Annotated in this window: 15 protein-coding genes and 1 other annotated feature; of the genes, 4 read left to right on the plus strand and 11 right to left on the minus strand. The window is 56.8% G+C overall.

Going from position 1 to position 20165, the window contains the following annotated elements; all coding sequences use genetic code 11:
• On the minus strand, positions 1–2504 hold a 2504-nt coding region (locus tag TRM7557_RS08675; protein ID WP_413081156.1), incomplete at its 3' end, for a beta strand repeat-containing protein.
• A gap of 444 nt (positions 2505–2948) precedes the next feature.
• On the opposite strand from TRM7557_RS08675, the gene TRM7557_RS08680 reads away from it, so the two are divergent.
• Entirely contained in the window at positions 2949–3461 is a 513-nt protein-coding gene (locus tag TRM7557_RS08680; RefSeq protein ID WP_058289834.1) for an invasion associated locus B family protein, read from the plus strand.
• Between the two features lie 791 nt (positions 3462–4252).
• On the opposite strand, the gene TRM7557_RS08690 is transcribed toward TRM7557_RS08680, so the two are convergent.
• The 6 genes from TRM7557_RS08690 to TRM7557_RS20470 form a co-directional block, all read right to left on the minus strand.
• Positions 4253–5530, minus strand: a complete 1278-nt coding sequence (locus TRM7557_RS08690) for a DUF4123 domain-containing protein (protein WP_058289836.1) — start codon at positions 5528–5530, stop codon at positions 4253–4255.
• 49 nt (positions 5531–5579) lie between these two features.
• Entirely contained in the window at positions 5580–5852 is a 273-nt protein-coding gene (locus TRM7557_RS08695; protein WP_058289837.1) for a PAAR domain-containing protein, read from the minus strand.
• Between the two features lie 30 nt (positions 5853–5882).
• Positions 5883–7943: a type VI secretion system Vgr family protein gene (locus TRM7557_RS08700; RefSeq protein ID WP_058289838.1), complete on the minus strand. Its 2061-nt coding sequence runs from the start codon at positions 7941–7943 to the stop codon at positions 5883–5885.
• Positions 7944–8375: 432 nt separating this feature from the next.
• Positions 8376–9197, minus strand: a complete 822-nt coding sequence (locus tag TRM7557_RS08705) for a DUF2235 domain-containing protein (RefSeq protein ID WP_058289839.1) — start codon at positions 9195–9197, stop codon at positions 8376–8378.
• Positions 9198–9217: 20 nt separating this feature from the next.
• Complete coding sequence (locus tag TRM7557_RS08710) at positions 9218–9868, minus strand: hypothetical protein (RefSeq protein ID WP_058289840.1); 651 nt, start codon at positions 9866–9868, stop codon at positions 9218–9220.
• Between the two features lie 12 nt (positions 9869–9880).
• Complete coding sequence (locus tag TRM7557_RS20470; RefSeq protein WP_058289841.1) at positions 9881–10543, minus strand: DUF4123 domain-containing protein; 663 nt, start codon at positions 10541–10543, stop codon at positions 9881–9883.
• Here TRM7557_RS20470 and TRM7557_RS20020 point away from each other — a divergent pair.
• The 3 genes from TRM7557_RS20020 to TRM7557_RS08730 all read left to right on the plus strand — a co-directional run bounded on the left by TRM7557_RS20020 (position 10476) and on the right by TRM7557_RS08730 (position 13288).
• Entirely contained in the window at positions 10476–10748 is a 273-nt protein-coding gene (locus tag TRM7557_RS20020; RefSeq protein ID WP_165592439.1) for a hypothetical protein, read from the plus strand. The genes TRM7557_RS20470 and TRM7557_RS20020 overlap by 68 nt on opposite strands.
• 492 nt (positions 10749–11240) lie before the next feature.
• Positions 11241–12467, plus strand: a complete 1227-nt coding sequence (locus tag TRM7557_RS08725; RefSeq protein ID WP_074942199.1) for a hypothetical protein — start codon at positions 11241–11243, stop codon at positions 12465–12467.
• Between the two features lie 47 nt (positions 12468–12514).
• Positions 12515–13288, plus strand: coding sequence for a hypothetical protein (locus TRM7557_RS08730; RefSeq protein ID WP_131727536.1), 774 nt, complete (start codon positions 12515–12517; stop codon positions 13286–13288).
• Positions 13289–13448: 160 nt separating this feature from the next.
• On the opposite strand, the gene TRM7557_RS08735 is transcribed toward TRM7557_RS08730, so the two are convergent.
• The 4 genes from TRM7557_RS08735 to TRM7557_RS08750 are packed head-to-tail and all read right to left on the minus strand — an operon-like array spanning position 13449 to position 19374.
• Complete coding sequence (locus TRM7557_RS08735; protein ID WP_058289845.1) at positions 13449–14417, minus strand: hypothetical protein; 969 nt, start codon at positions 14415–14417, stop codon at positions 13449–13451.
• Positions 14407–15366: a hypothetical protein gene (locus TRM7557_RS08740; RefSeq protein WP_058289846.1), complete on the minus strand. Its 960-nt coding sequence runs from the start codon at positions 15364–15366 to the stop codon at positions 14407–14409. Before TRM7557_RS08740 ends, TRM7557_RS08735 begins: the two co-directional genes overlap by 11 nt.
• The gene (locus tag TRM7557_RS08745; protein ID WP_058289847.1) at positions 15363–18065 is read right to left on the minus strand and encodes a toxin VasX; all 2703 of its coding nucleotides are present in this window, start codon (positions 18063–18065) and stop codon (positions 15363–15365) included. The genes TRM7557_RS08740 and TRM7557_RS08745 overlap by 4 nt, the downstream gene beginning before the upstream one ends.
• On the minus strand, positions 18058–19374 hold the full coding sequence (locus TRM7557_RS08750) for a DUF4123 domain-containing protein (protein WP_058289848.1): 1317 nt from the start codon (positions 19372–19374) through the stop codon (positions 18058–18060). The genes TRM7557_RS08745 and TRM7557_RS08750 overlap by 8 nt, the downstream gene beginning before the upstream one ends.
• Positions 19375–19946: 572 nt before the next feature.
• Positions 19947–20063 (plus strand) — a sequence feature (AL1L pseudoknot).
• The last annotated feature ends 102 nt before the right edge of the window (positions 20064–20165 follow it).

A 20165-nucleotide genomic window follows, 5' to 3' on the forward strand; every position in this document is an offset into this window, starting at 1 on the left:
GCCACATCCACCGTCCCGGCCGTGGCCGCGAGGGTGTCAAAGCCCAAGGTCGCGCCCGCGGCCACTGTCACATCACCGCTGTTGGCCAGCGTGGTGATGCCATTCAATGTGCCGGAGTTCACCGCCAGCGTGCCGCTGTTTTCCAGCGCATCATTGCCCACCGCCACGGTCTGGGTCGTGCCCCCCGCACCGGCGTTGATGGTCAGCGTGCCCGCGTTCAGAATGTCCTCGGCCCCGGCGCTGTTGTCATCGCTGTCGGCGTTCAGCGTGCCATCGCCCGCAAAGGTGATCTGGCCGCCCGCCGTATTGTTGATCTCGCCCGCATCCACCAGCGCGCCGCCGTCGCCAATGGAGACGGTGCCGCTGTTGCTGAGCGCATTGACGCTGAGGCTCTGATCTTCTGCCAGGGTCAGCGTGCCGCCGCTGACCGTCACATCGCCGCTGACCACGGAGGTGCCATCTACGGTGGTGGAGCCCGCGGTCTGGTTGAGTGTGCCGGTGACATCGCCCGCGAGGGTCAGCGTGCCGCTGTTGCTCAGGGTCTGATCGCCCAGAACGTCTGCGTCAATATCCAGCGTGCCCGCATTGGTGAGCCCCGCGCCCAGGGTCAGGGTCTCGTCCACATCAAAGCTGCCGCCGGTGATCTGCACCGCGCCGGTGATGCTGCTGGTGCCGTCGATGGTGGTGGTGCCTGCGGTCTGGGTCAGGTCCCCGCTGAGCGTGCCGCTCAGGTCCAGGGCACCGCTGCCAGAGAGGTCGAGATCCCCCGCCAGCGTGCCTGCCACATCCACCGTCCCGGCCGTGGCCGCGAGGGTGTCAAAGCCTAAGGTCGCGCCCGCGGCCACCGTCACATCACCGCTGTTGGTCAGCGTGGCGCCGCTGCCGTCAATCGCCGCCCCGGTGTTCACGGTCAGCGTGCCCGCGTTGGCCACATCGCCCACCGTCAATGTGGTGTTATCCGCGACCACAAGCGCGCCGTGATTGGTGACATCGGCGGTGGCATCGGCGAGCCCGACCGTGATGTCACTGCCAATGGTCAGCGTATTGCCGGAGGTGACGGTCAGATTGGAGCTTTGGTCACTGTCCAGCGTGACATCGGTGGCCACGGTCAGGCTGGCGGTGTCAAAGACCACAGTGCCGAGGGTCGCAAAGCCGGTGCCAAAGGTGATCTCATCCGAGGCAATGGTCAGCACGCCGCCGCCCGCATTGATCGCGCCATTGCTGGTCCAGGCGCCGCCGGATTGGGTCAGGGTAAAGCTGCCATCAGCGCTGTTGGTGATGTCACCCGTCTGGGTGATCGCGCCGGTGATGGTGACATTGGCCCCAAGATCCGTGGTGCCGGTGAGGGTCAGGTCGCCGGTCACATCCGCGTTCAGATGGAGCGTGGCAGCTGCGGCGATATCCATATCTGCGGTGGTTGCAGCATCGATGGTGAGGGTTCCGCCCGCGATGTCAAACCCGCCGGAGACCGCGCTGGTGCCATCCACGGTGGTGGAGCCTGCGGTCTGGCTGACTGTGCCGGTGACATCGCCCGCGAGGGTCAGCGTGCCGCTGTTGCTCAGGGTCTGATCGCCCAGAACGTCCGCGTCGATATCCAGCGTGCCCGCATTGGCGAGCCCCGCGCCCAGGGTCAGCTCATGATCAATGTCAAAGCTGCCGCCGGTGACCTGCACCAGTCCCGAGACCGTGCTACTGCCGGTGGTGACAGCCGTGCCCGCCGTGGTGACGGTGCCGGTGACGCTGTCTTCCAGATTGAGCGTCGCCCCTGCGGCGATGTCGATATCTGCGGTGGTTGCGGCGCTGATGGTGAGGGTTCCGCCCTCGATGTCAAACCCGCCCGAGACCGCGCTGGTGCCATCCACGGTGGTGGAGCCTGCGGTCTGGCTGACTGTGCCGGTGACATCGCCCGCGAGGGTCAGCGTGCCGTTGTTGCTCAGGGTCTGATCGCCTAGAACATCCGCGTCGATATCCAGCGTGCCTGCGTTTTCAAAACTCGACGTGATGGTAAAGGTGTCTGTGAGAGCCAGAGTGGCGCCGCCATCGATGCTTGCGTTCCCCGTGGTGGCCACATCCAACGTCAAACTGCCGGCTTCGGCATTGATTGTCCCCGTCACCAGGAGCGTATCATCGCCTGTCTGGCCCGTTATCGTCAGCGATGAAGCGGTGTTGTTCAGGTCGCCCGCAGAAATTTGACCGCCATGATCAATAGTGATGGTTGCGCCGTCCGCGGCTGCATCGAAAATTGCGGTGTCGCCAAGGACGAACGCTGTGGCACCAAGAGCGTCCCAATTGTTTTCGATTAAGTCCCACGTGGTGTTGGCAGTGCCTGTCCAAGTGAGATCATCAGCCAAGGCTGTTGACGGCACAATGAAAGAGGACGCCACAATGCTAGTGCCGGCGGAGAGAACAAAGACCAGTTCGGTTGCGCGTCCAAATCGGCAGTGGCGACGAAGGCTTTTTTGACGGATACCACGTTGCCGCACAACAGTCTTGGACTCTTCCATAAGACATGACCTCAAAATTCTTGGCGCGCCATATCCTCGTGGGACGCTGGCAGCGAGAAATAATTTAAACAAAACAGCCCCGTGAAAAAGCGGAGCTCTTTAAAATCAAAGCGTGGTAAAAAATATTGCAGCAGTCGAATTGAGTAATTCTCTGGCTTTCGAATATTCTATAATTGAAAAAACGAAAACTATGAGCTCAATTCCCGACTGTCCGCTTTCATTCCCAACCTTCAATTCACCCAATCGGCAATTGCTGTGGTGCAGAATTGATTCGTCAACCGACTTTTGGTGTGGGGCGAGATCCTGTCAGGTTTGTGCGTCAATTTGCGATTAATTTGTCACAACCCAAGCGTTAAAACTGCTGTGAGAAGGTGGCTGCGGATTGTGTACTTGTCGTAAGTCAGGCGTTCATGTTGACTGCCGCCGATTTCCTTGAGGCACATTATGATTTCAAAAAACTTCTTTTACGCGGCGTTCTGCGTTCTTGTGGTCGCGGCCCCTGTCTCGGCACAGCAAAAGCTGGAAAACGGTACATCGTTTAAAGACTGGCGGCTGGCGTGCCGGGCGACGGAAGGCGGGGCGCAATTTTGTACGCTTATTCAACAGCTGACTGCGCGCGACAGCGGCAAATTCCTGGCCGAGGTGGGCCTGCAACCGGCTGAAATCGAGGGTAAGAAAGGGTTGGTTATGGCGCTTTCCACGCCGACGGATATGGCACTGACGATGAACCCCGGATACCGGCTGTCTTACGAGACGGATGTTCTTCCAATGCAGTGGCGCACCTGTAGTGCAACGGCTTGTTTGGCCTCGCGCTTGCTGCAACCGGAAGAGGTGTCTCGGCTCAAGAGAGGGCACAAGATCCTTCTGGGATACCAGCCCGCCAAAGCAACCGAGAGCACGCTGTTTGAGGTGTCGCTGTCCGGTGTAACCGCAGGTCTCGCCGCAATAGGTCGCTAGAAGACAATCTGAACGCGATTCACAGGTGCCCAAAGGTGAGATCTGAGGGGGTAGCGATCAGTTTTGGAGACGGATTCTGGCGCGGTGTGATGGTCAGAGTCTCGGAGAGTTTCTCAAAGGCGCGGCGGTGGACGGCTCAGCGTTCTATGTCGGCGGCTTGCGGAGCGGTCCCGCGCTGTGCCGCATAAGCTTGCCGATCGCCCTGCAGCGCGGGACGACACTGGGCTGCCCATCGTGGTCGCCGTTAAAGCGGGCAAAGTCAAAATCCAACCCGTCCCGCGAGGCGTCGAACAGCCTTTGCGGGGCACCGGGATCGATATCGACAGAGGCTTTTGGATTTTGAGTTTGGTGACTTTGAGCGTCATGCCAGCCTGAATAACTTCGATCGATCCGCCGGGGGGACTGTCCGTTGAAATCGGTTGAGCGCACCGCGCCCGTTTGCATCCGTGCGACGGCCTTCTAGGACTTGAAGTGTTCCTCTTCGGCGACAGGGTCGCGGTCGACGCCCAAAAAGGCGAGTGGTGCCGGACACCTCTTCTTGGCCATCCATGCGAGGCAGCGCGAATGCATCCTTGCCAAGCTGCGTTTTAAGCACTCCGTGACGGTCCGGTTGCTGGAACTGTAGGTTGATAAAGGGGTCTCCCGGCAGAAGTCCGGGTTAATTAAATTGAATAGAGGAACGCAGAGATAAGGCACAGGCTGCGCGCACAGCAACACTGACATCTCTGGCGTCAATTCCGTCTTAACCGGCTCAATTGTGCGATGCTGCTGCGGTTGCCGTATCGGTTTTCTCAGGCCTCTGCCGTGGCTCGGCTGAGGGTTTCCAGTCTTCGCCAGATGAGCTTGGCGCGGTCCAATGCGGTGAGGCGCTGCTGGGGATCAAGCTGGTGTTCCAGAGCCTCGAAGGACAGGCCGATTGCTTCTGCCAAGAGATGGCAGCGGACAAAATCAAAGGCTGCTTGTTCTACCAGATACCCTTTCTCGCGTCCGCGGGTGTAAAGCGCACGCAGGCGGGCGGTGCCCTCGCTCGGCAGGAGCTCTGGATGGTCATCCTTGAGGGCCTGTTTCAAACGCAGGATGAAGTCGATCTGGCGCTGCGTCCTGAGGGCGTCCATGTCTGTCGGGGACATTTGCATGGACGGTTTCAGGGTGCGCAACGCAGGTTCAGGGGTCATCCACATGGCTCCCGCGCGGGCTGGAAACAGCACCGCATCAATCGCAGTGCCACACCAGGGAGCAAGAAAAACTGAACCCGGATCATGCGCGCGGGCGCGGATCAATGCGGCGTTCTCAGGCTCCCAGAACCGGTAGAACAGCCATGTTCCGGACTTGTCGCGGATTTTTGTGAACCGTCGCAGGTGTTTCCACAACGCGTCAAATGAAAGCGCGCTGCGCAGAAAAATCGCCGGGCGTTTTGGCCACATATGCGCAGAGGTCATCGTGGCATCGAATTCCGGGATCTCTGTAAACAGGCGGCGGGTAAAGTCGTTGTCTTGTTCAAGTTCGACAAGATAAGGGGCAACATTGGCGAGGGACTGGGCCGCGGTGTCTTTGAACAGGCAGCGCCAAGTCAGGTCTGAGTCCTCGATCTCGCTGTGGCCAAACTGGAGTTTCGCCGCATCCAGCAAAGCAAAACACCGCGAGTGTGCGGTGGGAGTATCAGCCCTTTCCAGCGCTCCGAACAGTAGATCCTGGAGCGCATCGGGGCTTGTTTTTAGTGGCAGCACTCCGGGCTGGCCATCCAGCGGTGCAATCTGCCCGAGGTCGCGGCAGCTCAGAAGCGGAACGCGCGGCGCGGCCTCGGTCTGGTGCGGGTCCGCCTGATAGAGCTGCAGCGGCTGCTGTGGTGACACGCTGCGGGCCAGTGCACCGTTTCGATGGCTCAAGGCCGCGCGCAGATCCGACATATCCCGAAGGGTGTAGCCATAGGCAGGCAAGTCACGCTGGATGATCGCATATGCCGTTTCAAGACCGTCCGCCCAGACTACAATCCGAAGCTGATGGTCTGGCTGTCCCGGCGCGGTCGGGCGGACAGTGCAAAGAGCGGTCCAGGCTTCGAAATGGGTCATGGGCTGTTGAGATGTCCGGTCCAGATGTGCGCGCAGGCGGGGCGCCAGATCAGGGTTTTACTTTGGCGGTAGGGGAGGCGGAAACAATCTGGCCTCGGTAGGGGCCGCATTGCACAGCTGCCCCCAGATAGGCGATCCCCATGCCATTGTCGTCGGATTGGCTGGACCCTTCAACAATCACAGCGCCGCAGCCGCAGCTGTCCCCGATCCGCGCAACCGGGCGGCCGTCAGCTAGGCTCTGACCGCCAGAAACAATGGTTGAGGGCGCGTGTTTGGGGTTGCCGCAAATAATCTTGTCGCCGACGCGGGCTACTGGTTTCATGATGAATTCCTTAAGAAAAAGTCTTTGTGCCTATTCGTCCTTGGCCTTGGGGCATTCTTCAGCCAAGGGCAGCGCTTCATTGGCCGCAAGGCTGAGTGTTGGCACTTGCGCGGATCCCGATCCGCCCATGCTGACATTGCCTTTTAGGTTGATACTGGGTGCTTCCAGCGTGATGCCTGAGCCATCAATGGTGATCTTGCCGCCGGGCCCAGCGATTTCAAATTTTGACCCGGCCATAAGCTTGTGAACCTGCCCCGCATTCGTGGTGATGGTTGCGCCCACATCCAGCTTCATCTTTCCGGCGATCTGGCCTTGATAGTGGCCGCCAATGGTTTCCATATGGTCGGCGACAACATCTTGCTTCAGGATATTTCCCACAGTGTGCAGGTGATCTTTGCCGTAGGTCTCGTGCTGGTTGCGCCCGACCTTGTAAAACATGTCGTGGCCCACGGTTTCGCGGTGATCATTGCCAACAGAGATAGTCTTATTGTGGCCAATGCTTTCGCTTTGGTCATTGGCAACGGCTTTGCTTCGGTCGTGCCCAATGCTGTGGCTTTCGTCATTTTGAATGACGGTATTGTGGTCTTTCTGCGCATGCATGAAGACCTCTTCCCGGCCGCTTTGGTCTTCAAAGCGCAGCTCGTTGAAGCCGCCACCCTGATGGCTGTCGGTTCTGAATGTTGAAACTGTCTTGTTGGCGGGCAACGGATAGGGCACCGTGTTGTGTCCATTGTAGACACAGCCGGTGACCAGCGGTTTGTCCGGATCCCCATCGAGATATTCGACCACAACCTCCATGCCGATGCGGGGAATGACCATGCCGCCCCAGCCACGCCCGGCCCAATTTTGGCTAACCCGGCACCGCATGGAATAAGCGGCGCTGAGATCCCAGTGAAACTGGACTAGAATACGGCCATATTCATCGACGTCGATTTCCCCTTCGCCGACCACCACCGCGGTTTGCGGCCCGCGCATTATGACCGGCGGCGTGCGGCGGGCAGGGCGCATGGGGCCGCTGGCCGGAGTGAGCACAAAGCGCCCCTCGTAGGCGTCTTCTTCAGTGGTTTCCGCGGTGGAGGCATAGGCCTGAGCCCGCAGGACATGATCCGCGCGCAAACACAGAAAGCGTTCGCCGGTGGCGTTTGGCAGCGTGTCGCCCACCGGGGTCACGCAAAGCCCTGCCCCAAGGTTGATCACATCCCCTTGCGCCTCAATGCGGGAGATGCCGCCGCTTTCTTCCTCAATCCGCCGCCCCACCACGGTTTCGCCCGCGCCCTGGCTGAGATAATCACCGGGATAATCAAAGCTTTCGATCTGCCCATGGGCAAAGGCAGCAGTGCCTTCGCGCTCCACCTCTTGGATGGCATGGGGTGTTTTGAAGTTGTAATCGGTCAACCGCACCGCCCCGGTCTGCATACGCGCGCCGTTGGCCCAGGCTTTGAAATGTTCTTCTTCAGTGACATGATAGCGGTCGACCCCGAAAAAGGGCCGTGTGGCCCCTGGTACATCCGCGTGTGTCGTCACATAATCGGTGAGAATGAGGCAGTGGTTGCCCGCATCATGGCGCCAATGCCAGGAGATGCCGAAACGTTCCATCATACGTTTGGCAAAATCGGCGTCGCTTTCTCCATATTGCACGGTGTATTCCAGAACCGGGTAAGGATCGGCCAATTGCAGATCAAAATGCGGAGCGCCAAGGCTTGCATAGGAATCAAACACTTGGGTTAGGATCTGAACCACTGTCAGATTGTGGAAAATCCGTTGATTTCGGCGCAGGCCTGCCAGATGCAACCAAGGGCGCAGCACCAAATCATAGGCATTGCCATGTTCGGAGGTCCCGCTCCAGCGGGCCTCGGTCACGATACCATCAAAGTACCGTTGCCCATGCGCCGTTTTCACACTGATGCTTGCATGGGTGCCCAACAGCTGGTTGAGGTCAATATTGGGATTGTTAGATATTGCCGCCACATGCCATTCAAAGGCGCCGGACATTTCTTCCTGCCCATGCATGCGATGCAAAACCAACGCATCTGCGCCAAGCAGTGTGGAAAGAACGCCGTGGCGGTCGGATTGCGCGAACTGAATATTCATAAATGCCCTCCGGGAGGGAAGCTGGGAATAGAATTAATCAAAGAAGCGGAAATAAAGCCCGTTGGCGGAAGTTAACACCGCTGGCTGTGGCGTCAATTCCTTTGACGGATGAAGGATACTCCTGTCGAAGTTTTTCTATCTGTACTGGGGTATGAGTAACAGGGGGGCTTGTTTTTGTCGTGACGGCTTATGGGCGATTGGGATAGCTTTCGCGATGACCGCCTGGCGCGAGCATATTGGGCCCCAAACCGCCGTGCGAGCTGTGGGCGTGACGCGCCGCGATGTTCTGTCGGCGGCTCTGTGGCAGGCTTCGGCCGGCGCGCATGGCCTGATCAAGGTCTGCAACAGATGGGTCGGTAGGCATATAGCGTGGGTGCAAAGGTACATCTGCCTGCAGCGCATGTTGCAACATCCCATTGAACGAAGGCGCTGTCAGGGCGGGGTAGACCGTGCGCGTGTAAACTTGTTTGTCGGCATAAAAGAATGGGTATTGGACCACGCGGATTGGCCGGAGATGTTCATGTTGATGGTGCTTTCGCTGGGCACCAGCCAGCACATGGGGTTTATATTGAGCGGCACATCGCAATAGGCGCGTGCCAGTTCCTGTCCCACAGTCATTTCCGTGTAATTGCCGGGGATCCCAAACGAGCCGACCGTGTCATAAATGCCAAGGAAACGGACATTTACCTTGGGCTCGTTCATGCTAACGATCGCATTGCAAAAAACCCGCGCCGTGGCCGACCCGCGAGAGAAACCAAAGACATCCACATTGACGTCGCGCAGGTTATCTAGGCCGCCGTGCTGGTTGATAAACTGGCGCAGGGCGCGCACGCCTTTGTCGAGCTTTTCCTCCAGCCCGGATGGACCATGCCCCGTCGCTGCGGCATAGCCGCTGTCGTCGCCCCCAGTTGAGGAGCCAATCCCTTCCACATAAGCGGAGTGATATGCGGTATCGATGCTGCCGCATTCGGCACGGGTGTTCTGATCCGCGCCAAAATACAGCAGCGACAGGCGGAAGACATTGGTGTGACTATTGTCATAACTTCCCCCGGTCTGCGCGGTTTCACCATAGTCGAAGGCGGTGACATTGGCTGCGTTGTTGTACGTGCCGTCAAAGAAAATCCCGACATTCAAAGCCACGTTGGGGCAGGCCATCGCAATCGTGCGGACCTGACTGTTGGCAGATGGGCTGCCGTCAGCCATCACCATGTCGGCGCGGTCAAAAACGATGGAAGGGATTTCGCCATCTGGCATGGTTTTGTCCTTGGTCAGCGTTAACGGTTGGGATCGGGGCAGGCGCTTTGTGGCGGCGGGCGGGTTTTGTTGCCCTCGTAAACTTCGGTATTTAGGAAGACGTCAAAGTTGGTCGCCAGAGCTGCCACGGGGTCGCCATCTGGGACTGCGTCTTGGGTGCGGGCTGCGCAAAGAGAGAGGACCTGCGGGTAATCTTGTGCAGTTGGCCGCGCGGCTGAGGTCTGGATGCGCGTATTGAACGCCATCCGCGCGGCAGAGGGGGCAAAGACAGAAAAGGCTCCATGAGCGCCAAAGGTGAAATAAAGCGGCAGGTCATCCGCGTGCAGGTGGGGCAGCTGTTCAGGGGGGAGTATAAACTGGGTTTCATACTGTCGCCCGGTGCGGAGTTCCTGCCATGCGATGTCAAAGGAGAGTCCACCATCGAGAGGGGGGAGTGTCGTGGAATAGACACGTGCACTTCCGGGAGGCACGATTTGAGCGCCACCCTGGACTATTTCGAGGGGCAGGGCCTTGCCATTGCCGTTGATCTTGGCAAGCACGGGCCAACCGTCGTGTGCCGCCGTGGACAGGGACACATCAAAGGGTGTCTGGGTGGTTGGGGTGTGCCAAAGGAAAGCGGCGACAAGGGCGATGGCGCTGGCCGCCAGCGTCAAGACGAATGGTCTGATCATGCGACATGTGCCTCAAGATCGTGCGAGAGTTGCGCCATTCCGCCTGCTCACTGATGGGCTGGAGAAGTATGTTCTCAATAGCTGGACCATGTGGCGTGCACCGGCCTCTGCAAAACTGGGGTCCCAAAAGTGCAACAGCATCCATTTCCCGTCCGCATCCCGAAACCGGGTGAATTTTCGAAAATGCTTGCGAAGGGTGTCAAACCCGACCTCAGATCGCAGGAAAAGGCCAAGCTCTTTCGCCCAAAGACCGTTGACGCCTTTGGTTCCGGTGAAAAGCTTTTGCGTCAGCGCGTTGTCTTTTTCCAACTCGACCAGATGGGGTGCCCGTTCTTTGAGGTCTTCGCTGGTAGGGCCTTGAAACAGCGATTGATAGCGCAGGCCGGAGGCCGCCAACTGGCTGGTCAAGATATAAGGCATTTTGGCCGCGTCCAGCAGGGCGTAGGTCCGCAAACCACGGTCTGCCTCAGCGCGCGCGGCAGAGCGCGGCGCAGCGAACAACAGATCTTCCAGACATTTAGGGACAGATTGTTTGGGGTACACGCCCTGTTGCATATCCAGCAGGGATAAATTTTCGACGGCGTTTAAAACAAGCGGGTGCGTCTTCGTGTCCGCCGAAGCGTCCGGAAGACCATCTGTTGGTCTGTCGATCATCCAGTCATCATATCTGTTCATGCTCAAAACACCGATAGTCCGCCGTGTCTTGGACCATGCCAAGCACGGCAAAATGAAAGCTCTGCCACGCTATTTTCCTGGGATGCTGGATGCAAACGCCAAGTCTGTATCCGGTTTTCTTCCTATGGATTTGGCGGGCGCTGAGACTGTCCCGGCGGTTGTCGAAACGCTTGCTGCGAAAAAAAGGGATTTATCTAAGGACTAAAAATTCCTAGCGCGGGTCTTTCGTGCTGTCGACAGGCTTGTTGAACAGAATGCAAAAAGGAAATTTTTCCTGCAATGGTTGCATTTTTCGGCCAAGATATCCCAGAATAGCAACGCATCTTTTTCTGCGGCGTTCAATGCCGTCCCGCCTATCGCAGGCATCCCGTATATGCGGCAGATTTGTGTCTGGTAGCGGCGCAGTGTCATTGGCGTTCGCCCGTCCGAGCGTTTGACTGCCAAAGGATTTAAACGGTTTGGACAGAGGCGCAAACTCTGGCTATGATCTAGGAAAATTCTTTTTGTGCTGAGGCTTTAGCTTTGGCGATATGTGTTTATTTTGGGAGGCAGAACATTAGCCTCCAATATTCGAAAGATTAAATTTAGGTAGGCTGCGAAAATGGGTTCTTTTTCCTCCACGCGCGACGCGGATGCTGGGGTTTGTGATTGCCAACAGGGAAATTTGTTCCTCGCGGATTTTCCAGCAGAGACCGGAATGTCGTCGCGGCTTTCTTTTTCAATAAATGGTCTGACCACCGGGCCCTTGCCAAGCAGCGAAGTCTATCGGCTGCCAAATTCATTAGATGGGACGGTTCAGGCGCTTGAAGCACATGTGAACGGGCGGTCTTATCCAATTGTTGAAAACCTCGAGCGGTTTTCCCGTACGCAGCCAGAAGAGGTCGGGGTTGCGATTGGGGGTTTGCCTGCGAACCCACAGCCGAGCGCGAGGTCTGCGTCGACGGTGGAGGAGATCCTGGTTCTGCAGGTCCCGGCAGCGCTGATTGCATCCGCGCCGCCGCCGGGTGACATCGATCCGGACACCGCCTCAGAAGGCAAGCTGTTGTGGATTGCACAGGTTGTTGTCACCACCCTTGAGGCCGGGGACAATATCCTGGGTCTGGATGACCTGTTTGTCTGGTCGCAGGGCTATGTTGATCTTCAGCTCACAGGCACCGACAGCACGCCCTTTCTTGCCGAATTTGCCAATCTGATAAGCCAGCGTAACATCAGAAGTGGTGTGGCAACGATGCTGAAAGGCGCGGCAGGAGTGTTTCGTGTGATGGTGAATTCGGCTGGGGCGCTGGTCTTGGCATTCCGGCAAAGTGCGCAACTTGCGGCATTTGTGGCAGGGGCGGCTGCGTCGATCGCGCGATCAAAAGTTTCGACCATTATGGCGGGCGTTCGCGGGGCTTTGTCCCACTCCGCGACGGCGGCGCGTGGAATGCCGGTCATTGGCTTTGTTATCGTCGGTGTGGTTGATTTCTTCGAATGGTACGCGGATCCCGAAAGCCGTGGCGACTGGGCGAATTTGATTTCGGTCCTTGCGGTGGACGCCGCGGCACTCACCATTTCAACAATTGCTGGCGGGCTGGCGGCAACGTTGGCTGTTGGCCTTCTTGCGGGTGCTGCCGCCACGCTAGGAGGGGTTCTGGCTGTAGCCGCTGTTGGTATTGGGGTTGGGCTCGTTGTGGGAATGGCGGTGACAGCGGTCTTTAATGCTTTCGAATTGCAGCAAAAAGTCGAAAGTGCGCTGAATTGGCTTGGGCGCGGCGCGGTCTCTGCGGTCAGCGGTTTGGAAGCGGCGATTGATGCAGCTTATGAGTTCCTCACCCATGCTCAACCCCGCGATGGGCGTATTACGGGGCCAACAGATTATCTGATGGAAGTGGACCGCGGCATCAGTGATTACATTTATCAACGTCTTGGGTTGCCGCGGTTCTGATGATGCACGATGAGAACAAGATTCTGGCAAAAGCAGGTGCAGGCGGCATGGTGTATTTTCGAACGGAAGAAACGGGGCATGGGCCCTACAGGCTGTCAACTGCGATGGGATATGCGCCTTTCATTGCGATGGGCCTGACCCTTTTGCCATTTGTCATGGCACAGAATGCACTGGCGGTAGGCGGCCTCTCGTTTTCGGAGATTTTCTGGGGGCAGAATGGGGCAGTGAACGCTGCTGTTCTGCTGGCGCACGGGAGTGCTGCTGCCGGGTATTATGCCCTCTACAGTCGCAAGGATGCGACGGCCATTGCCTTGATTTTGTTCTATACCTCGAGCGCAACATTCTATCTCATGGCGCTTCTGACGGCCTATGTCGTTTTGTCTTCAGTCACGCTCTTCTTGGTGACGCTTGGTTTCGCTGGTTTCAGCCTCGACAATGCACGGCGTTCGAACCGTCTGGTGGACGCGTCTGCTCTGGCGTCCTATGCAGCGCAAGTCATCGAGTCAGAGGCCGGTCGCCAGACCTATGTGGTTGGAAAGTCGGGTTTCGACCCTGCTATCAAATATTGGAGAACAGAGGGCCGGTGGCGGTATCCGACTGAGATCCTTGCGTTGGTTTTCTTGATCCCCTGCCTGATTGTGTCTTGGCCTTTGGTGTTCACCGTGGATGATCTGCCGTCGAGCTATCCGGTAGGCGCGGCGATTTGGGCCTTTTACATCGCCTTTGGTCTGGGGACGCGCGGTTTTATGCTGAGCCAAGCCATTGTGGTGTGGCGTGTTTTGAAGCAGGCTTCCTCACCGGGTAAGGAAGCCAAGGCATGAGCGGCTCACACCCCCCGGAAAATCTCCAGCCGGGTGGTTCGAACCCGGGTGATCCGACAAGGGGAGCGGATCAGCCTCCGTCTTCTAAACATAGCGGAGGACTACGTCAGTGGGGGAAGGCCACCGGTAAAAGCGTTGGGCCCAATTGGCTTTGCCCGTCTCAATAGTCATATTTGGGGACCTTGGCGTCCTCAGCGGCGACATAGGCCTCGATGCGTTGTTCGGTGCTTTTGGGCCAGAAGGCTGGAACAAAATGCCCCCTTGCGATCAGGGCGACCCAGTCGGTTGGGTTGCGGCGATAGGGGCGTTCTTCTCGCAGCTCTGTCAGCCAGTCGGGGTCGGTTTTCCGGTTGGCCAGAAACTGGGCGATCATTTCGTGCAGAATGGCATTCTGGCCGATAGTGGCATCCGGGCTTTGGCCCAGTTTGAACTGATGGATCTTGCGCGGATTTGACGCTTTGGGCAGGGCGATGACCAGCGGACCCAGTTCATAATCCAACCTGCGAACCGGGCCAATTGGGGCATAGAAGGTTTCAATGTCGCGCAGATCAGGGTTTTGTGGGCGCTGGATGTAGAAAGAGAACCAGGACCAAGAATAGATCACATTGCGGCGACGGTCGATGCGCACTCCGCGCAGGGCCGGGCCAAACAGCCAATAGAGTGGCGGGCCGGCAAAGACGAGCAGCATGATGAGGCCCAGAACCCATTGTTCGCGCACGGCGGTTGTTGTAGCGATAATCTCGTTAGAGCGATATGGTTCTGGTATGGGCTTTATTGTTCCATTTCTATTTTCTGCTATTTCAACGGCCTTCTCGGCAAAATATTCCGGTGCTATCAGGCCCATAATCGGTTCCGGTACCCAATAGACATTATAACTCATCGGTCCTTTGACGATCCAGCCACCAATCACGAGTATGGCGATGAACAGCCAGACCCAGCGTTTGCCCATTTTGTAGTTGCGGATTTCGAGGGTGTCGTCGTCAATCACTTTGACGGAGCGGCGCAGCCAGGGCGCGACAGGGCCGTTGTTAATGATCGGCCCGGGGTGGAAGTTCACCGATCCGCCGATCAGCCACACACGGCGGTTAAAACGTTGGGCCCAATTGGCTTTGCCTGTCTCAATAGTCATATTTGGGGACCATGGCATCCTCAGCGGCGATATAGGCCTCGATGCGTTTTTCGGTGCTTTTGGGCCAGAAGGCTGGAACAAAGTGCACCCTTGCGATCAGGGCGGCCCAGTCGGTTGGGTTGCGGCGATAGGGGCGCTCCTCGCGCAGCTCTGTCAGCCAGTCGGGGTCGGTTTTCCGGTTGGCCAGAAATTGGGCGATCATTTCGTGCAGTATGGCATTCTGGCCGATAGTGGCATCCGGGCTTTGGCCCAGTTTGAACTGATGGATCTTGCGCGGATTTGACGCTTTGGGCAGGGCGATGACCAGCGGACCCAGTTCATAATCCAACCTGCGAACCGGGCCAATTGGGGCATAGAAGGTTTCAATGTCGCGCAGATCAGGGTTTTGCGGGCGCTGGATGTAGAATGAGAACCAGGACCAAGAATAGATCACATTGCGGCGACGGTCGATGCGCACCCCGCGCAGGGCCGGGCCAAACAGCCAATAGAGTGGCGGGCCGGCAAAGACGAGCAGCATGAAAAAGCCGAAGACGCGTTCTTCGCGAGCAGAGTCGGCTCTAAGTTGGATTCTTTCGGATCTATCCGGCTCTAGGTATGGCTTCCCAGATCTCAAGGAGTTTTCCCTCAAGGTTATTGATGCTTCCGCAAAATACTCTGGCGCGATTAGCCCCATGATTGGTTTCGGCACCCAATAGATATTAAAATTCATCGGTCCTTTGACGACCCAGCCGCCAATCACGAGTATGGCGATGAACAGCCAGACCCAGCGTTTGCCCATTTTGTAGTTGCGGATTTCGAGGGTGTCGTCGTCGATCACCTTGACTGAGCGGCGCAGCCAAGGCGCCACCGGGCCATTGTTAATGATCGGCCCGGGGTGGAAGTTCACAGCACCGCCTATCCGCCACACACGGCGGTTAAAACGTTGGACCCAATTGGCTTTGCCTGTCATAGGTCTTCCCCTTTTATTGAGAGTTTGTGGGTCCATTTGCCACCCTGATGTTTTGGAAAGCTGACGGTTGCCGTCACAACGTCAGAGGTCGACATGCCAAGGCCAAAAGAGCGCTTGGGCGGGGTATAGTTGCGAAATTCAATTTCTGCTCGTCCGGGCCCAACATAGCGGAGTTGGTGGGTGACCCCCTGGAGCGGCACCGAAGTTGCGCCGCCCCCTGCGGGGCTCGCAACAACAACAAGTTGGGTCAGCTTGACCTCTAGCTTTGAAACATCCGCCGGTGATTTCAGGGCGCTGCAGGCGATTTCAAGCTTGCGGTCGCCGGGGGTGGCGTTTTCAAGTTTGACCCCTCCGATCAGATCGAGAAAGGCCTCCAGTTCTTGTTTGTGAAATGCTGAGATTTCCGAATTAGGAACGGCAATAGCTTTGGAATCCTCGAGTTGTTTTTCGAAGCTTTCATCGCGCCGGACATCCCAATACACATAAAAGCCTTCGCCCCAGAATGATCCGCGCACCCAGGCCTCCAGATCACTGTCGGCAAAAATGGTCACGGCGGTTCCAACCGCAATCAGCACCAGGCCGACCACCGCGCCAATGCCGGTGGCGCCTGTCACAATCATGATGATGCTGCCCGCCGCCACCAGCGCGTTGCCGATAAAGGCGGCCGTATCCCCGCGCTTGAACCCTTCGATAGATTTGCCAAGCGCAATCGCCGCACTGATGGCCAGTGCCGCATTTGCCAAAGTCACCAAACGGGACAGGTTGGGCGCGATGGCATTGCCCCTGGTGATGGCTGACAGGACCCGAATGTTGCTGGTGTTCAGGCGCGATCCCGTCTGAAACAGGGATTCCATTGCCTTTGCACGGATGCCGCTCAGGTTGGCGCTCCCCCTCATGGCGGCGACCCCCTTGGCGCCATCAAGAAGCCCGACAAGTTCAGATATGACCTGAACAATTTCATTGTTGGCAGCCGCCCCGGCTGGGGTGACCGACTTGATGCGCGTGCTGGGCTCTGTCATTTTGCTGAGTTGGCCCAAAGCCGAATAGGTTGTCACCAACCCGGCAAGCAATCCTGCCCCTTTCAGCACGTTTTCAGCGTCGTGCAACCTTTGAAAGTGCGCTTGGCCTCCAGCGGACACATCGGTTTGAATTGTGCCTTCGATCATCGGCACATTCAAAAGCGGTGTGCGCGCCGAACTGATGTTTCCGGTAGCGGCGTCGATCGCGGCATGTGCATTTACGAGGCCTGATTGCGCAAATTGTGCGCGAATGGTCTGGGTGACCTCCTCAATGGGCACATTTCTATGCACCACTGGTATGCCAAAAGGTTTCAGGACCTTTTGCATCATTTGCAAACCTGATGGTCGCGTCACCCATTCTGTCGCAAATGCATGCGCCTGCGAGCTGAGTGCAAAATTGAAATGCCGTAGAGTTTTAAAACTGTGTACATATGTGCCTTCGATAGAGGCTTTCAAAAGCAAATCCATTGATTTGTACCAGTCGTTCAATTTTCCAGGTGCCTGTCCCATCGATACGGCCCCCATAATCGCTGTGCCGACCGGTGTTACTGCAGCAAATTGCCAAGAGCGTCCGATAAGAAACCAGGCATATTCCCAGACTTCAGCATGTCTCAATGTGTTGATTGCTTTGATGCCGTTTGTGGCAACTTCGATTTCCGTTTTGGCACTGAAGTTGCCGCTGCGCGCAAAGACGTCTGCCATCAGATTGACAATTGCTTCTGGGCGCGCACGTTGTGCCGCAATATCTGCCGCAACCTGTTCCCTTAATGTTGAAAACTCCGGGTTCAGGGGGTGGTTCCCTGTCCAAGATTTCCACCAGCTGAGATTTTCGTCCACATTGTCTTTGATCAGATCGACACAATCCGCCATTGATGTCGCGTAATAATGCTCACGGCTGAATTGCTGTACCGCATGCGCAATTTGCAGGTGTAGCACGCCAAGATCCGAGATTTCTCCAAGATCATCCCGCAGCACGACCGCTCGGGCTGTTTCAAGATTTCGATCGCAGAGAGTGGCTATGAAGCCGGTGTGTTCGGGCTGCAATTGCGTATAGCGCATTTGATTTTCTGCCGGGTCCTGTGGCGTGCCCTCGTTGAAATCGGCCACTTTTTCGGACAGTTGATCCAGCTTAAAGGAATGCGGTGTCTCCTCTTGGCTCAGATCAATTTTTGTCATGACCTTCTCGCGCAGCCCGATGTTGACTTCCAAAAGCTCAAGCATGTGTGGAGGCCAGCGCTCTTCTGAGTAGGCGATCCATGCGGTGGTGACCGTTGCAGAGAGCGTGACAAAAGGACTTGGAGCAGATTTTTTGCGCCAGGTGCTGTCGGCGCCATTGCTCCACTCAATTTCATAAAACCTATAAACCGCGCTGCTATCGCGTTCGGCATCATCGAAATCGAGCGTGGAATTTTCATCCGAGTGTGGATTTGCCAGATATCGATAGACACGCCATGTATCATTGTCTCCGTATACATAGACATATCCCGCCCGAATTCGGCGCAATTCATGATCTGTGAGGCTATCCTTAGACGTTGGAATTGCGATGGAACGACTGCCTTCAGCAATTTGGGACAGTTTCGTGCCGGTCAGCGCGTAGCGAACCGGAAATAACGCGATGACATCTGGATCACAAAATTTGAACGGGCTATCAACCGCATTTTCAGTCATGGCTTCAGGCATTGTGCTGACCCTCATTTTTGTGATTGCAAACGACGTGCCATAGTCGCCGTGCATGCTCAGTCGGTGAACCGCCTGCGGTTTGCGCGAGCATTGTCTGGAAATTTAATTTAAGTTGATAAGCCGTGAGACAGGAGCGTACATAATTGTAAGCAGCTATCTCGGTGCGAAAATTTTGCTTCCGGGCTTGCTCTGCAATTTCGATGATCTCACCTTTAGTGCACAGACTGTATAAATCAGCGTGTTCTGAACGCAGGGTGCGAAAAAGTTTATCAAGATACTTCTTCCACGAAAAATCAGAAAATATTGAGTAGTCATTCTGATTTAGCTGAAATGCCTTGTCGATACTGCCTTCTGTTTTGCCTAGTCCGAATATGGTGTTTGTTCCGGTTTCACAAGTGACCCATTTGCAGATTGTATCTGAGAAGATGTAACGCAGTTTTCCATGACTTCGCTGAGCATCTATGTTTTCTAGATAGAAGCGGCTTACTTTGGAGTCCCAGAACCTGAAAAGGAACCACTTCCCGTTCTCGTCTTGCACCCGTGTGAACTTGCGGAAATGCTTGCGGATGTCAGCAAAGGGCGCGCGGGAGCGGATGTAGATGCCCAGCTCTTTGTCCCACAACCCGTTGACGCCCTCAGGGCCGGTGAAGAGTTGGCGGGTGAAGCTGTTGTCCTCTTTAAGCTCCACTAAGTAGGGGGCCTGTTCTTTCAACTCGCCCTGCGCTTCTCCCTGAAACAGGGACTGATACTGCAGTTGGGAGGCTTCCAGCAGTCCGGTCAACAGATTGGGCAACTTGGCGGCATCAAGGATGGCGTAGGTCTTCATCGAGGGCACAGCTTCGAGATTGCCGTAACGGGCAATTTCGGCTTCTGTGGGCTCCGGCTGGCCAAACAGCGGTTCCTGCAGCGCCTCAGGCACGTTGAGGCGCGGCCAGACCCCGATCTGCATGTCCAGAGGCTCAACACTCTCCAGGGTTTCAATGCAAAGGTTGACTGTCGGTCCCGTCGGCTCGCCATCGCCACCCATCGCCCCAAGCTTGCCCAGCTCGACCAGATGAGCGGGATGCACAGCACGCGCCAAGGGGCTGGTCTCGCGGGCAGTACTCAGATGGCGGGCGTGGTATTCAGGCGCGGGCAAGATGTCACCGACGCAGAAGACACTGTAGCCGATCTGCGCGACATGTTCCGCCAATCGGCTGCGGAACGCCTCAGCGCTATCGGCCCAAACTGCGGCACAGCGCTGATAGTCTGCTGAACCATCCCGCGCGCGCAGATGGCATTCGCCAAGCCAAGCCTCAAAGCCGACCATGCTAAAATCCCTAAAATAATACTCAGTGCCCAAACAGTCATAAAATGCAAAACACACAATCAATGGATGTGTCAGATAGATGAAACAACCGCTCGGAACAAGCGTGTTTGACGTTGATAGAGGTGGTCGCGGAAACTTGGTCTGGACCTGTCGTGAACCGCCCCTTGTTTGCCGGAGACCCCGAAGTAAGGATACTGGGTTATGGGAAAGACGAAGAACGGAACACGTTATCCAGATGAATTGCGTGCCAGAGCGGTGCGGATGGTCTTGGATCACGAGAGCGAATATGCAAGCAGATCGGCAGGCCTTTTGTCGATTTCTCAATAGGTTGGGTGCAGCAGGGACAGCCTGCGCATCCACTGACCGGCAGGGCATTGCGCAGCAATGTCCCGAGAGGTTGGGTTAAGCAACATGAGACGGATACGGGCAAGCGCGACGGTGTAACGACGGCCGAACGTGATCGCATCAGGGATCTGGAATGTGAGAACCGGCAGCTGCGTCAGCCCAACGAGATCCTGATTGAGGAGGATTAGGAATTGATCCAGTGGATCAATTCCCCGACGAAAGGCGTCTGCTTATTTTGCGCAGGCGGAGCTCGACCGCCCGTTCCGCAAATGATCGCCTTCATCAAGGATCACCAAAGCGTGCATGGGGTCGAGCCGATGTGCCGGGTCCTGCAAATCGCCCCGTCTACGTTCTATGAGCATCTGGCCATCGAACACGATCCNGACCGGGCCGCGGAGCGGGCCAAGCGAGACGCGTATCTGCGTAAAGAAATGAAGGACAGGGGG

This window comes from Tritonibacter multivorans (assembly GCF_001458415.1).
Lineage (GTDB): Bacteria > Pseudomonadota > Alphaproteobacteria > Rhodobacterales > Rhodobacteraceae > Epibacterium > Epibacterium multivorans.